Genomic DNA, 13,828 nt, shown 5'->3' with positions numbered 1-13,828 from the left:
GTCAGCCCACCTCCGTGGTCGAGTCCCAGCGGAGCAGCTCGACCTCCTCGGGCTCGCCGACGACGTAGCCGTCCTCGAGCCGCTGGACCGAGCGCATGAGGTAGAGCGTCTGGACGGGCTCGCGGTTCGGCTTGAGCGCCGCGTAACCGTCGATGAGCGACTGCATGAGCTCGGGGTTGTCGAGGATCCGCTGCAGCTGGCCCTCGACCTCCGCGCGCGCCACCCCGATCGTCCGGTCGTTCATCGCGATCCGCCGGCCGTCCTCCGTCGCGGTGTCGGCGAGCAGGTAGGTGGACCGGACGGTGCCGTTGAGGTCCCGCGCCGTGGCGAACTGCGAGAGCGTGCCGAGCGGGAAGAGGTCGTTGGTGTCGGCGACCTGCCCGTAGGCGAGCACCCCGAGCGCCGCGACGGTCCCGGCGATCCGCACCGCCACCCCCGTGGCGGACAGCCGGCGGACGTCGGTCTGGTCAGCCTCCGGGCGACGTTGCTTCCGGGGCGACTCCATGACGGGCAGCGTAACGGCGTCGGGCAGCGGCGAGACCCACCGCCGCGGGGCGGGGCGTGTCACTCGCCGCGCCGCGGAGCGGGGACGCCGTTACGGTGACGCGATGGGACCCGCCACGCGCGCCGCAGATGCCCTGATCCGCCTGTACGAGCAGCGCCTGTCCCCGCGGAAGGGGTGGACCTGCGCCCACCTCGTCGCCCACGGAGGCCAGTCGTGCTCGGCAGCGGTGCGTGACGTCGTCGTCAGCCGGGGCGTGGCCCGGAGCGTCGTGCCGACCGTCCTCCGGTTCGTCGCCTGCTACCAGGCGGCGAACATGCTGGCGGCCACCCAGGTGCAGGGGGTGTGCTGCTGCGGCGGCATCCCCATCCCGTTCCGCTTCCGCCGCTGACGGGCCGACGACGGAACCTCAGCCGCGGGGCGCGGTGGTGAGGCCGGCGCGGAGGCGCTCGAGGCCGTAGTCGAAGGCCTCGTCGACGCTCCCGCCGAGCCGGAAGGCCCCGGCGAGCTCCATCTGCAGGAAACCCGTCGCCCAGGCGGTGAAGAGTCGCGCGGCCGGTAGCGCGTCCTCCTCCCCCACGAGCTCCGCTGCAGCACGGAGCACCGGGGCGGACGAGCGCCGCAGCGCGTCCTCCTCGGCGTAGGGCGTGAAGACGAGGCGGAAAGCCTCGGGCCGCTCGTGGGCGAAGGCCCGGTAGGCGTGCGCGAGACCGCGAAGGTCGAGGGCCGCCTCCTCGAGCCGCGCGCCCAGCTCGTCGATGGTGGCAGTGACGACGGCGCTGAGGAGCGCGTCCCGGTCGTGGAAGCGCTTGTACAGCGACGGCGCGCGGACGCCCACCCGCGCGGCGACCGCCTGCATCGTCAGGCCCCCGGGCCCCGCACCCTCCAGGACCTCCTGCGCGGCAGCGACGACCTCCTCGTTCGTCGTCCGGTTGGGCGTGGGCATCGGAATACTCCTCGGCTATTGACGTTAGCCATGACGGCTAACTACCGTAGCCATATTACCTCGGAAGGACCTGTCATGAAGATCGCGCCGCACCTCCACCGTCTCGGCAACGACGTCGTCGCCTCCTACCTCATCGACCTTCCCGAGGGGATCACGCTCGTCGACGCCGGCCTGCCCGGCCACTGGCACGACCTCCTCCGTGAGCTCGAGGCCATCGGGCGTCCGCTCGGCGACGTCCGCGGGCTCGTCCTCACCCACGGCGACAGCGACCACATCGGCTTCGCCGAGCGCCTCCGCGCCGAGACCGGGGCGCCCGTCTTCGTCCACGCCGCCGACGCGCACCGGGCGCGCACCGGAGAGAAGCCGAAGACCCCGATGGGACCGTTCAGGCTCGGGCCGATGCTCGGCTTCCTCGCGTACGGCCTGCGGAAGAACGCGGTCCGCACCCAGCACGTGCGCGAGGTCGTCGAGGTGGCCGACGGCGACGTGCTCGACCTGCCGGGCCGACCCGTCGTCGTCGGGATGCCGGGGCACTCCCCCGGAAGCATCGCCGTCCACGTCCCGGCGGTCGACGCCGTCTTCGTGGGCGACGCGCTCACCACCCGCCACGTCCTCACCGGCCGCACGGGCGCCCAGCCGGCACCCTTCACGGACGAGCCGGAGCAGGCACTGGCGTCCCTCGACCGGCTCGCAGGGCTGCCCGCCTCGTGGGTCCTGCCCGGGCACGGGGCGCCGTGGCAGGGGGCACCGGCCAGCGCTGCCGCCGCGGTCCGCACCGCCTGACGCCCCGGCGGCCGACAGCCAGCCGTGGACGATGCGTAACCGACGCGTTACGCTTCCCGGGTGACCGTGTTCGAGGGGTTGGCCGACGAGACGCGACGCCGCCTGCTCGTCGAGCTGGCCGACGGCGCGCGGTCGGCCGGCGACCTGGCCGCGACCGAGGCGGCGTCCCGTCCGGCGATCAGCCGGCACCTCAAGGTGCTCCGCCAGGCGGGTCTGCTGGAGGTCCGCCAGCACGGACGCCACCGCATCTACACGCTGCGTCCGGCCGGGCTCGCACCCGTCCGGGAGCTGCTGGACCGGCTCGAGGCGGTCGACGAGCCGACCCTCGCACCACCCGTCCCCGAGCGACGGTTGGCAGCCCTCGACCTCGAGGTTCGCAGGACCGTGCGTGAACGTCGCGCGGCGGAGTCAGACCATCCATCCCAGAGGAGCTCATCATGACGACGACACCAGAACCGCGCGGACGGCTCGGCACCGGCCCCCGCGGGCGAGAGGTCCAGATCGAGCGCCAGTTCCGCGCCAGCGCTGAGGACGTGTGGGCGGCGATGACGGAGTCCGACCGCCTCGAGCGGTGGATCGGACGGTGGGAGGGGGACCCTGCCACGGGGAAGGTCACCTTCTTCATGACGGCCGAGGGCGACGACGTCGAGCCGGAGGAGCTGACGATCACCGAGTGCAGCGCGCCCCACCGCTTCGCCGCGGACACGAGCGTCGGGGAGGGGACCTGGCACCTGCGCTTCGAGCTCAGCCAGGACGGTGAGGTCACGACTCTCGTGTTCGCCCAGGCGCTCGGCGACGACCCCCTCGGGAGCGTCGGGCCGGGATGGGAGTACTACGTCGAGCGACTCGCGCGGACCCTGGCGGGCGAGGACGCCGGGGACGTCGACTGGGACGACTACTACCCGGCCATGAGCGCCTACTACGAGGAGCTCGACGGCGCTCCGCGCTAGTCCCCGCTCGGTGCCTCCTGGAGTGCGCGCACCTCGACCCGGGACGACAGCGCCCTGGACGCCTTCGCGGCCCACTCGACGGCGGTGGCCTCGTCGGCGACCTCGATGACCCAGAACCCGCCGAGGTACTCCGGCGCCTCGACGAACGGGCCACTGACCGTCCGCAGCTCCTCGCCGGTGTTGTCCACCGTCGTCGCCGTCGACGGCGGCATGAGGCCGCCGGCGAAGACGAAGGCGCCCGAGGCCGTGAGCTCGTCGATGAACGCCCCGGCGGCCGCCATCGCGGCCTCGAGCTCGGCCGGGTCCATCGTCGCCATCGTCGGCTCCTCGGCGGAGTCGTGAGGCAGGGAGAGCAGGTACTGGGTCATCGGGTTGTCCTTTGCTGGTTCGCCGTCGGCCAGGTGCAGCGTCTCGTGCACTGTGGGTTGTGACCGGCCGACGGCCCGGAACTCATCGGACCGAGCTGCGGCCGGGGCGCCAACGCGGCGGTCAGGTGCGCTTGAGCTCCTCGGCGAGCATGACGATGATGCCGCTCGGGCCGCGCACGTAGGTGAGCCGGTAGAGGTCCTCGTACGTCGCCACCCCGCGGAGCGGGTGGCAGCCGTGCCGCGCCGCCACCTCCAGGGCCTCGTCGAGGTCGTCGACCGCGAAGGCGACCCGGTGCATGCCGATCTCGTTGGGCCGGGTGGGCTCGGTCTCGATGGCCTGCGGGTGGAGGTACTCGAAGAGCTCGAGCCGCGCCTGGCCGTCGGGCGTCTGGAGCATCGCGATCTTCGCGTGGTTGCCGTCCAGCCCGACGGCGGTCTCCGTCCACTCACCGCTGACCGTGTCTCGGCCCAGCACGGTGAGGCCGAGGTCGGTGAAGAACGCGATCGCGGCGTCGAGATCGCGCACGGCGATGCCGACGTTGTCGAGCCTGATGGCCATGCGCCGCACGCTAGCGACGGCGCAGTCCGCGGACAAGGGTCTGGCGGGACCGGGCAGCACTCCCCTACAGCTCGGTGACCTGGCCGGCCTCGACGTGCCACCGCCGGTCGGTCCGCACCGTGGCGAGCATCCGCCGGTCGTGGGTCACCAGCAGCAGAGTCCCGTCGTAGGACTCGAGCGCCTGCTCGAGCTGCTCGATGGCCGGCAGGTCGAGGTGGTTCGTCGGCTCGTCGAGCACGAGGAGGTTGACGCCACGCGCCTGGAGCAGCGCCAGCCCGGCGCGCGTGCGCTCACCCGGTGACAGCTCGTCGACGGGGCGGTTGACGTGATCCGCCTTGAGCCCGAACTTCGCCAGCAGCGTCCGCACCTCTCCTGACGCCATGTCCGGGACGAGCGCCTCGAAGGCCGTCGCGAGGAGCTGGGACCCGGCGAGGACGGCGCGCGCCTGGTCGATCTCACCGATGTGGACGCTGGCCCCCAGGCTCGCCGTCCCCTCGTCCGGCAGCCGGTGGCCGAGCAGGGCGCGGAGCAGGGTCGACTTGCCGGCGCCGTTCGGTCCGGTGATCCCGATCCGCTCCCCCGCGTTCACCTGCAACGACACCGGGCCGAGCGTGAAGGAGCCCTGGCGGAACACCGCCGAGCTGAGCGTCGAGACCACCGACCCGGAGCGCGGCGCCGACCCGATGGTGAGCTGGAGCTGCCACTCCTTGCGAGGCTCCTCGACCTCCTCGAGCCGCGCGATGCGGCTCTCCATCTGGCGGACCTTCTGCGCCTGCTTCTCGCTCGACTCGCTCGACGCCTTGCGCCTGATCTTGTCGTTGTCCGGCGCCTTCCTCATCGCGTTGCGCACGCCCTGGCTCGACCACTCCCGCTGGGTCCTGGCCCGCGAGACGAGGTCGGCCTTCTTCTCGGCGAACTCGTCGTACTTCTCGCGCTGGTGACGGCGGGCGACCTCTCGCTCCTCCAGGTACGCGTCGTAACCGCCGCCGAACACCCGGTTCGTGCCCTGGGCCAGGTCGAGCTCCAGCACCCGCGTCACGCAGCGCGCGAGGAACTCGCGGTCGTGACTGATGACCACCACTCCGCCACGAAGTCCGTGGACGAGGGCTTCGAGTCGTTCGAGACCGTCGAGGTCGAGGTCGTTCGTCGGCTCGTCCAGCAGCACGATGTCGAACCGGGACAGGAGCAGCGCCGCCAGCCCGACACGCGCCGCCTGTCCCCCGGACAGCGAGGTCATGAGCGCCTGCTCGGGCCTGGCCCCGCCGAGGTCCAGGCCGAGCTCGGCGAGCACGACGGGGAGGCGCTCCTCGAGGTCGGCGGCACCGCTGGCCAGCCAGCGGTCCAGCGCCGAGGAGTACGCGTCGGCCGGGTCGACCCCGCTGCCGTCGAGGAGTGACGGGTCGCCGAGTGCCGCCGCCGCGGCGTCCATGGCCCGCGTCGCCTCCGCGCACCCCGTGCGGCGGGCGACGTACTCGGCCACGGTCTCCCCGACGACGCGCTCGTGCTCCTGCGGCAGCCAGCCGACGAAGGCGTCCGCCGGCGACAGCGTGACGGCGCCCGCCTGCGGTTGCTCCCTGCCGGCGAGCAGCTTGAGCAGCGTGGACTTCCCGGCGCCGTTGGCACCGACCACCCCGAGGACGTCACCCGGTGCGACTGTGAGGTCGAGCGAGTCGAAGAGGGTGCGATGGCCGTACCCTCCGGCCAGGCCGTGGGTCACGAGGGTCGCGGTCATCGGCCAATCCTGTCATCGGGGAGGCACTCGGCCCTCACCGCGGCGCGGTGCCGCCGCTCACCAGGCGATTGATCAGCGCGGCGACCTCCTTGGGCCGCTCCTGCGCCCCGAGCTTCAGCTTGATGTCCTTGTCCTGCCTCAGGCGCACCCGCAGCCGACCGAGGAGGAAGAAGGGCACGACCTCCGCGCCGACGACCTCGGCCAAGGGTGCCTCGCGCTTGGCTGGCCAACGCCGCCACGGCTGGTCGATGGTGAGGATGACACGTCGATCAGTGACTAGCAGCAGCGGGAACGTGTCCGCGGACAGCCCGCCCACCGCGACGTCGAGCACCGTCTCCTCCGGATGCAGGAGCCTCTCGGGCAGGATCACGTCGCTCACCGAGAAGCGCTGGCCGCTGTTGCGCGCCATCGCGGCACGGTAGGTCCTCTCCGCGTGGGTGCGTCCGCTCGCGGCCCAGGCCTGCGCCATCGCCCCCTCGACGCTCTCGCCGTGCTGCTCCTGCATCTCGCGCTGCAGCTTGGCTGCAGCCCGCAGCCTCTCTCGCCGTGGCACCATCACTGCCTGACCTCGCGGCCCCGCAGATCGGGAACGGCAGGGAAGCCGGGGAGCTGCCGTGAGGCATCGGCGGGGTTCCCGGTCAGCTCGCGCACCGGCGCGGCGGCGGTGGCTTGGGCCAGCTGGACAGCTCCTGCCGCCGCAGCTGCCCGGGCGATCTGAGCGGTGACCTGCTCCGGCGGCGTGGACCCGGCGCCGGCGAACCAGACCCAGCGACCGTCGACGGAGCGCGCCGGCGGGTCCTGCAACGCCGCGAATCTGGCACGGTGGCGACGCGCGGTCTTCGGCGAGGGGCCGACGAGGTGGACGCCCTGCCGCGTCCAGGCGTTCCGCCGCACAGTCGACTGCGCGGAGCCGCCGGGACCGGTCTCCCTGGCATAACGGCGAGCGCCGGTCACCGGGACCACGCTGCCGGGGACGATCTGGTCGTATCGGAGCACGTAGGATCGCAAGCCGGGGGCGAAGGATCCGATGACCAGGCCGCGCTCGCACACGAGCAGCCGCTCGTTGCCGACGTACAGCAGTGCCACCGCGAGCAAGATCGCGAAGGCCACCGTCGGCGCCACGGCCAGCAGGATGGTCTCCCCGGGATTGATGAGCGTGAGTCCCGAGAACAGCAACCACACCGCCACGAAGATGCCGATCGTCATCGGCGTGGGCTTGTCCCAGTACTCGGCGACGACACCACCGAGCTCGTCACGGTGGCGGCGCGCCTCGGAACGCACGCTCATCGCTTCACCGCCCAGCGGCGGGCCGGATCAACGCGAGTCGCTCGTCGCCATCGTCCGGCCCGACCACCCGGGCGTGTGCGTCCGTCGTCATGTCCCGCCTCGTGCGTCGTCATGTTGCCGTTCAAGGTACGTACCCTGCCGCACGACGCAGCCCGCTACACGTTGAAGCGGAACTCCACGACGTCGCCGTCCTGCATGACGTAGTCCTTGCCCTCGATGCGGACCTGGCCCTTGGCCTTGGCCTCGGCCATCGACCCGGCGGCGACGAGGTCGTCGAAGGAGACGATCTCGGCCTTGATGAAGCCGCGCTGGAAGTCGGTGTGGATGACGCCTGCAGCCTCGGGGGCGGTCGCGCCCTTGGGGATCGTCCAGGCGCGGGTCTCCTTGGGGCCGGCGGTGAGGTAGGTCTGCAGGCCCAGGGTCTCGAAGCCGACGCGGGCCAGCTTGTCCAGGCCCGCCTCCTCCTGGCCGGCGTCGGCGAGCATCTCGGCCGCCTCCTCGGGCTCGAGCTCGACGAGCTCGGACTCGAACTTCGCGTCGAGGAAGATCGCCTCGGCCGGTGCGGCCAGCGCGCGCAGCTCCGCCTGCATGGCGGTGTCCGCGAGCCCCTCGTCGTCGGTGTTGAAGACATAGATGAAGGGCTTGGCGGACAGGAGCTGGAAGGAGGCGACGTGCTCCATGTCGAGCCCCGCCTTCGGCGCGCCGGTGGAGATCGCCGTGCCCTCCTCGAGGAGGGCGAGGACCGCGCGCGCGGTGTCGAGGACGGCGGCGTCGGTCTTCTTGCCACGGACCTCCTTCTCCAGCCGCGGAATCGCCTTCTCCACGGTCTGCAGGTCGGCGAGGACGAGCTCGGTGATGATGGTCTCGATGTCGTCCGCGGGGGCGACCTTGCCCTCGACGTGGACGACGTCCGGGTCGCTGAAGGCGCGGGTGACGAGGCAGATGGCGTCCGCCTCGCGGATGTTGGCGAGGAACTGGTTGCCCAGCCCCTCCCCCTCGGAGGCGCCGCGGACGATGCCGGCGATGTCGACGAAGGAGACCGTCGCGGGGAGGATCTTCTGCGAGCCGAAGATCTCGGCGAGCTGGTCCAGCCGCGGGTCGGGCAGCGGCACGACGCCGACGTTCGGCTCGATCGTCGCGAACGGGTAGTTCGCGGCGAGCACCGTCGCGCGGGTCAGGGCGTTGAAGAGGGTCGACTTGCCGACGTTGGGCAGTCCGGCGATTCCGATGGTGAGGGCCACGGGCAACGAGTCTACGTGCCAGGCAGGCACCGGGCCGGTGGCCTCCCCCACCCCGCGCCTGAAAGTGCTCCGCGCTGCGGACATGTCAGCAGCGCGGAGCAGTTTCAGCCGCGCGGACCGCGGACAGCCGGCTCAGCCGCCGCCGACGGCCACGTCCGCCTCCCGGCGCGGGTCCGCGGCGCCCGTCAGCTCCCCGGTCTCCGGGTCCACCGCGAGCGCGTTGACCGAGCCGAAGGCGTACGCGGAGCGCGGCACCATCTCGACGGCGTAGCCCCGGGCGGCGAGCCCGTCCGCCACCTCCGACGGCGTGCCCTCCTCCAGCCGCATCGTGCGCCCCTCGAGGTGGAAGCGCGGGGCCAGGACGGCCTCCTCCAGCGACTGCCCGTGCCACGCCCAGCGCGCGTACACGCCGGTGAGGATGTTGGGGATGAGCCGGCCTCCGGGCGAGCCGATGACGAGGACCGGCCGTGCGTCGTCGTCGAGCACGATGAGGGGCGCGGACCAGCTCACCGACCTCCTGCGCGGCTCGGGCCGGTTGGCCGGGGAGTCGATCGCGCCGAAGCGCGAGAGCTGGTCGTTGAGGAAGAAGCCCTCCCGGTAGGTCCCGGAGCCGAACCAGTGGGTGAGCGTGTTCGTCATCGACACCGCCGTGCCGGAGGAGTCGACGACGCTGATGTGGGTGGTGTTCTGCGCGTCGTCCGAGGACGTCCGGGAGGCGGCGTCCGGCGCGACCCGCGCCGCGAGCCGCGCGTTGCGCTCCGGGTCGACGAGCTCGGCGACGGGGACGTCGACGAAGGCCGGGTCCCCGAGCACCGTGCCGGCCGACTCGTCGGCCACGGTCCACGCGGCGGAGACGCCCTCGACGAAGGGCACCGAACCGGGCTCCGCCGCGGCCACGTCGAGCGCCTCGGCCACCTGGAGCATCTGGACCACCGGCGCCCCGGGCAGCGGCGGCAGCGCCGCGAGCACCTCGTGGTCGCCGACGGCGCCACGCACCGGCTCCCCGCTCACCACCTCGTAGCCGGCGAGGGACGCGGCGTCGATCCCGGGAACCGACGTGAGCGAGTCCGCGAGCGCCCCCGTGTAGAACGCCTGCGGCCCGTCCGCCGCCAGCGTCCGCATCGTCGCCGCCAGCTCCTCCTGGACGAGCAGGTCCCCCTCCGCGAGCGGACCACCGCCGGACCGGAGGTGCGGCAGATCGGCCGCGATCCCCGGCCCGACGTCCTCCCTCAGCCGTACGGCGAGCATCTGCGAGGCGGGGTGCCCCTCGGCGGCGAGCTCGATCGCCGGGGCGAGGACGTCTGCCCACTCCGCCTGCCCGTGCGCGTCATGAAGGGTGGCCATCCCGGCCACGAAGCCGGGGATGCCGGTGCCGGTGGCCGGCACGATGCCGTCGTCGGCCACGACCTCTCGATAGTCGTAGGTGACGGCCCGCTCCCCGTCGCCCTCCGGCACGACGATGCTCGCCCCACCGCCGCCGATACCGGACGCGTAGGGCTCGACCACGGCGACGGCGAAGGCGGCCGCGACGGCGGCGTCGACCGCGTTCCCGCCCTGCTCGAGGACGCGCATCCCCGCGGCGACGGCGGCCGGGTCGCCGGCGGCCACCCCGTACTGCGGCTCGGGCGTGGGGGTGGGGGTGGGGGTGGGAGTGGGGGTGGGTTCGGGGGCCGTCGTCGTCGGCGGCGCCGTCGTCGGAGCCGTCGTGGCGGGTGACGGCTCGGGATCCGTGCTCGTGCAGGCGACGAGGGCGACGGCGGCGAGTCCGGCGAGAGCGAGGCGTGCGGTGGGTGCTGGCACGGGTTGCCTCCTTGGTCCGGATATCTACGGTAGGAGCAGATCCAGCGGGCGCATCCCGCCGGCGAAGGAGCGGAGGCGGGCATGGCCGACACCGCCGACCCCCTCACGCGGACGGGTGCCTCCTCGGGCAGCCGTCGGCGCGTTCTCGCGGTCGACGCGGCGCGGGCGCTCGCGATCGTCGGCATGGTGTCGGTCAACGTCGGCCCGACGGAGGCCACCGGTCTCGGCGGCTACCTCTACCTGCTGCCCCACGGCCGGGCCTCGGTGCTCTTCGTGCTCCTCGCCGGCATCGGCTTCTCGCTCATGACCCGCCGGGTGCGCGAGTCCGTCACGGGCCGTGGGCAGCTGTGGGCGGTGCTGGGCTGGCGCTGCACCCTCCTCCTCGTGGGCGGGCTCGCCCTGCAGCGGCTGGGCCACGAGGTCAACGTCATCCTCGCCGTCTACGCCCTGCTCTTCGTCCTGGCCGGCGCGCTCGTCCGCGCCCGCGGAGGTGTGCTGCTCCTGGTCGCCGCGCTCGGCGCCCTGGTCGGCCCGGTGCTGTGGTTGGCGCCTCAGGTGAGCGCCGGGACGCCGTTCGACGGTCGACCGCCGCAGCTCGGTGACGGGCCTGTCGAGGTGCTCACCGCCGTCGTCCTCACCGGCCCCTACCCGCTCCTCACGTGGTTCGCCCCCTTCGCGCTGGGGATGTGGCTGGGCCGGCAGGACCTCACCTCGTGGGTCCTGCAGCGGCGGGCGGTGGTGGTCGCGGCCGTCCTCGCCCTCGGGTGCCCGCTCGTCGCCCGCGTCGCGGCGTGGTGGCGCGGCGGTCTGGTCGGGGACACCTCGTGGGAGCTGCTCCTCACCGACGCCCCGCACGGCCAGATGCCGCTGTGGATCGTCGGCGCGACGGCGGTGTCCGTCCTCGTCCTGCTCGGCTGCCTGGCGGTGGAGCGGAGGCTGGGCTCGGGGCGGCTCCGGCCGCTGGCGGTCCTGGGCCAGATGTCGCTCACCTTCTACGTGGTTCACCTGTTCGCCCTCGCGTGGCTGCGTCCCCTCCCCCAGACACTGGCCCAGGGCGTCCTCATCAGCACCGTCATGGTTGTCCTCGCCGCGGTGGGTGCGACCCTGTGGCGTCGCCACCACCGTCGCGGGCCGCTGGAGCTGGCACTCCGGGCGCCGTGGACCTGGCGCACCCGTCCTGCCTGAGCCTGGTGGGCGACCCTCTCGACGATGCGCTCGTCGGTGCGCCGGTTGGTTCCGCTGCGCTCCCCTTCTGCCGGGCGCACAGTGGTGCCAACGGTCGCACAGAGGGGGACGTGCCCCGCCTGACTCCCGTGCGGGCCCCCACCCGCTGTGCCACGGTGGGGGCACCCGTTCGCGCCTCAGGAGGACCGATGCCCGACCTCACCCCTCTCGTCACCTCCCACATGCAGGCCGCCCGCGCCGACGAGCACGGCCGCAGCGCCGAGCTCGTCCTTCGCGACGGCGTGCTGCGCCAGTCGATCCTCGCGCTGCGCGAGGGCGCCGAGCTGGCCGAGCACAACGCGCCGCACGCCGCCAGCCTCCAGGTGCTCGTCGGACGGGTCCGGGTCACCGGCGAGGACGAGCCGGTCCTCACCGCGGGTGAGCTGCACGCGCTCACCCACCACCGGCACGCCGTCGTCGCCCTCGAGGACTCCGTCTTCCTCCTCACCACCGTCACCAGCCAGCCCGGGGAGCCCCCGCAGGACCAGTGACCGGGCACCGGCGGCGCCTGGGATGATGGGCCGGTGCAGCCCGCCATCGTCTTCCGCGCCGCAGCGAGCCGCGGCTACGCCGTCGCCACCTGGGTGGTGGCGGCCGCCGTGTTCGCCGCCTTCGCCGTCAACGGCGGCGCGGGCGAGGTGCTTCGCTACGGCGCCCTGCCGCTCCTGCTGGCCGCCCTCGGCTGGGCCGCGTTCTGGCGCCCGGTGGTGCTCGTCGAGCGCGACGGCGTCCGGGTGGTCAACGTCATCAGCACCACGTGGCTGCCCTGGGCCGCGATCACCGGCGTCCGCACCCGCTGGGGCCTGGAGCTCCTCACCCACGACCAGAAGGTCGGGGCCTGGGCGCTGCCCGCCCGCAGCGCCATCGGCCGCTGGACCAGGGCCAGGCGCGACGTACCTGTCGTGTCCTCCCTGAACCGCCTCGACAGCGTGGAGCAGGGCGGCGCGGACCCCGACGTCGTCGCGGAGATCGTCGAGGAGCACCGCACCGGGCACCTCGCGGGCTCGGCCGCACGACCGGAGCGGCACCTGGAGATCGTCCCGGCCGGGCTCCTCATGGCGACGGCCGGCCTGGCGCTCGTCACGCTCCTGCTCTGACCTCCCCGCCGATGTCAGTGGCCCCTGCCACCCTGGGGGCATGGACACGACGACGGCGATCCTCCTGGCCGTAGCCACCCTCGCCACCGGCCTCGTGCTCGGTCTGCTCCTGGGCCGGGTGCGTGCCGAGGCCGCCACCTCCCGCGCCCGGCAGGAGGCTGCCGCCGCACGGGCACGAGCGGAGGCGCTCGCCGAGGAGTGCGCGGACCTGCGTGAGCGGGCCAGCCGCGACCACGACGTCCTGCGCGCCCTCGCCCCGGTGCGGGCGACCCTCGCGCAGGTCGGGGAGCACGTGGCCGAGCTCGAGCGGGAGCGCACCGAGCAGTACACGGTGCTCGCGGAGCGTCTCCACGCCGCCCAGCGCAGCGACGCCGAGCTGCGCGCCACCACCGCCAGCCTCGCCGGCGCGCTGCGCTCGGGCACGGCCCGCGGCCAGTGGGGCGAGGTCCAGCTGCGCCGCGTCCTCGAGGCCTCCGGCATGCTGCGGCACGTCGACTTCCTCGAGCAGTCCACCGTCGCCTCGCTGCCGGGGGCACGCGCGGGCGCCGGCGCGGGCCGTCCGGACGTCGTCGTGCGGCTGCCCGAGGAGAAGTACCTCGTCATCGACGCCAAGGTGCCCTTCGACGCCTACCTCGAGGCCAGCGCCATCACCGCGGTCGACGACCCCGAGGCGTCCGACCGTCGCGAGCGCCTCCTTGCCGCCCACGCCCGGGCGCTGCGCGGGCACGTCGACGCGCTCGCCTCGCGCCGCTACCACGAGCAGCTCGCGGGAAGCCCGGAGCTCGTCGTCATGTTCGTCCCCTCCGAGGGCCTGCTCGCCGCCGCCCTCGAGGCGGACCCCACGCTGCTCGAGCACGCCCTGCGCCAGGGCGTGGCCCCGACGGCGCCCTCCTCCCTCCTGGCGCTGCTCCGCACGACGGCGACGATCTGGTCCTCCGCCTCGGTCACCGAGGACGCCAAGCGCCTCCTCGAGCTCGGCCGCACGCTGTACGAGCGGCTGGGCACCGTCGCCGGACACGTGGGCCAGCTGGGCCGGACGCTGGAGAGCGCCGTGCAGCACTACAACAAGCTCGTCGGCTCGGTGGAGTCGCGCCTGCTCGTCACCGCCCGCGGCTTCGAGGGTCTGGACGCCGGCGGCCTGGAGGTGCGGGAGGTGGACGCCGACCGTGCCCAGGTGCGCCGCTTCACCGCGAGCGAGCTGACCGACCCGCTCGCCGGCGAGCTCCCCGAGCAACTCCCCCTGGGCCGCTGAGGGCGCGCGGCGCCGCCGCGTGCGGCCGCGGCGGGGCCGCCTGGCGCCTGCGGCTCGCTCCTGCCGCGCCCGGCGCTCACGCCCCGG

General features: G+C 73.5%; 17 protein-coding genes. 8 read left to right on the top strand and 9 right to left on the bottom strand.

The genetic code is table 11. The features are described from left to right. Nucleotide 1: 1 nt before the first annotated feature. Nucleotides 2–505 carry a hypothetical protein gene (locus tag H9624_RS09750; protein ID WP_251839698.1) on the bottom strand — a complete coding sequence of 168 codons (504 nt, stop codon included), beginning with the start codon at nt 503–505 and terminating at the stop codon, nt 2–4. Nucleotides 506–608: 103 nt separating this feature from the next. Here H9624_RS09750 and yidD point away from each other — a divergent pair, with 103 nt between their 5' ends. Next, complete coding sequence (gene yidD, locus H9624_RS09745; protein WP_251839697.1) at nt 609–893, top strand: membrane protein insertion efficiency factor YidD; 285 nt, start codon at nt 609–611, stop codon at nt 891–893. A gap of 18 nt (nt 894–911) precedes the next feature. On the opposite strand, the gene H9624_RS09740 is transcribed toward yidD, so the two are convergent. Next, on the bottom strand, nt 912–1,448 hold the full coding sequence (locus H9624_RS09740; RefSeq protein ID WP_251839696.1) for a TetR/AcrR family transcriptional regulator: 537 nt from the start codon (nt 1,446–1,448) through the stop codon (nt 912–914). Nucleotides 1,449–1,523: 75 nt separating this feature from the next. Between H9624_RS09740 and H9624_RS09735 the strand changes: the two genes are divergently transcribed. From H9624_RS09735 to H9624_RS09725, 3 genes are read left to right on the top strand one after another with little or no spacing between them, the layout of a single operon-like run. After that, nucleotides 1,524–2,231 carry an MBL fold metallo-hydrolase gene (locus H9624_RS09735; RefSeq protein WP_251839695.1) on the top strand — a complete coding sequence of 236 codons (708 nt, stop codon included), beginning with the start codon at nt 1,524–1,526 and terminating at the stop codon, nt 2,229–2,231. A gap of 60 nt (nt 2,232–2,291) precedes the next feature. Then, nucleotides 2,292–2,672: an ArsR/SmtB family transcription factor gene (locus H9624_RS09730; protein WP_251839694.1), complete on the top strand. Its 381-nt coding sequence runs from the start codon at nt 2,292–2,294 to the stop codon at nt 2,670–2,672. Continuing rightward, complete coding sequence (locus H9624_RS09725; protein WP_251839693.1) at nt 2,669–3,181, top strand: SRPBCC family protein; 513 nt, start codon at nt 2,669–2,671, stop codon at nt 3,179–3,181. The genes H9624_RS09730 and H9624_RS09725 overlap by 4 nt, the downstream gene beginning before the upstream one ends. On the opposite strand, the gene H9624_RS09720 is transcribed toward H9624_RS09725, so the two are convergent. The 7 genes from H9624_RS09720 to H9624_RS09690 form a co-directional block, all read right to left on the bottom strand. Further along, complete coding sequence (locus H9624_RS09720) at nt 3,178–3,549, bottom strand: YciI family protein (protein WP_251839692.1); 372 nt, start codon at nt 3,547–3,549, stop codon at nt 3,178–3,180. The two genes, H9624_RS09725 and H9624_RS09720, sit on opposite strands and share 4 nt — an antisense overlap. Nucleotides 3,550–3,670: 121 nt before the next feature. Further along, on the bottom strand, nt 3,671–4,108 hold the full coding sequence (locus H9624_RS09715) for a VOC family protein (RefSeq protein ID WP_251839691.1): 438 nt from the start codon (nt 4,106–4,108) through the stop codon (nt 3,671–3,673). A gap of 64 nt (nt 4,109–4,172) precedes the next feature. Continuing rightward, nucleotides 4,173–5,840, bottom strand: coding sequence for an ABC-F family ATP-binding cassette domain-containing protein (locus tag H9624_RS09710; protein ID WP_251839690.1), 1,668 nt, complete (start codon nt 5,838–5,840; stop codon nt 4,173–4,175). A gap of 34 nt (nt 5,841–5,874) precedes the next feature. After that, on the bottom strand, nt 5,875–6,345 hold the full coding sequence (locus tag H9624_RS09705; protein WP_251839689.1) for a PH domain-containing protein: 471 nt from the start codon (nt 6,343–6,345) through the stop codon (nt 5,875–5,877). Nucleotides 6,346–6,395: 50 nt separating this feature from the next. Continuing rightward, the gene (locus H9624_RS09700; protein ID WP_251839688.1) at nt 6,396–7,127 is read right to left on the bottom strand and encodes a hypothetical protein; all 732 of its coding nucleotides are present in this window, start codon (nt 7,125–7,127) and stop codon (nt 6,396–6,398) included. A 155-nt stretch (nt 7,128–7,282) separates the two neighbouring features. Further along, a complete protein-coding gene (gene ychF / locus H9624_RS09695; protein WP_251839687.1) occupies nt 7,283–8,368 on the bottom strand; it encodes a redox-regulated ATPase YchF in 1,086 nt (361 codons plus the stop codon). A 132-nt stretch (nt 8,369–8,500) separates the two neighbouring features. Next, nucleotides 8,501–10,168 carry a gamma-glutamyltransferase gene (locus tag H9624_RS09690; RefSeq protein ID WP_251839686.1) on the bottom strand — a complete coding sequence of 556 codons (1,668 nt, stop codon included), beginning with the start codon at nt 10,166–10,168 and terminating at the stop codon, nt 8,501–8,503. 81 nt (nt 10,169–10,249) lie between these two features. Here H9624_RS09690 and H9624_RS09685 point away from each other — a divergent pair, with 81 nt between their 5' ends. From H9624_RS09685 to H9624_RS09670, 4 genes are all read left to right on the top strand, one after another. Further along, nucleotides 10,250–11,353 carry an acyltransferase family protein gene (locus H9624_RS09685; protein ID WP_251839685.1) on the top strand — a complete coding sequence of 368 codons (1,104 nt, stop codon included), beginning with the start codon at nt 10,250–10,252 and terminating at the stop codon, nt 11,351–11,353. Between the two features lie 188 nt (nt 11,354–11,541). Next, the gene (locus H9624_RS09680; protein ID WP_251839684.1) at nt 11,542–11,883 is read left to right on the top strand and encodes a cupin domain-containing protein; all 342 of its coding nucleotides are present in this window, start codon (nt 11,542–11,544) and stop codon (nt 11,881–11,883) included. 33 nt (nt 11,884–11,916) lie between these two features. Then, the gene (locus H9624_RS09675) at nt 11,917–12,489 is read left to right on the top strand and encodes a PH domain-containing protein (RefSeq protein WP_251839683.1); all 573 of its coding nucleotides are present in this window, start codon (nt 11,917–11,919) and stop codon (nt 12,487–12,489) included. Between the two features lie 40 nt (nt 12,490–12,529). Then, nucleotides 12,530–13,741: a DNA recombination protein RmuC gene (locus tag H9624_RS09670; protein WP_251839682.1), complete on the top strand. Its 1,212-nt coding sequence runs from the start codon at nt 12,530–12,532 to the stop codon at nt 13,739–13,741. Nucleotides 13,742–13,828 lie beyond the last annotated feature (87 nt).

Source organism: Oceanitalea stevensii (assembly GCF_014837105.1).
Taxonomy (GTDB): Bacteria; Actinomycetota; Actinomycetes; order Actinomycetales; family Actinomycetaceae; genus Oceanitalea; species Oceanitalea stevensii.
This window is presented reverse-complemented; position numbering and strand designations above follow the sequence as displayed.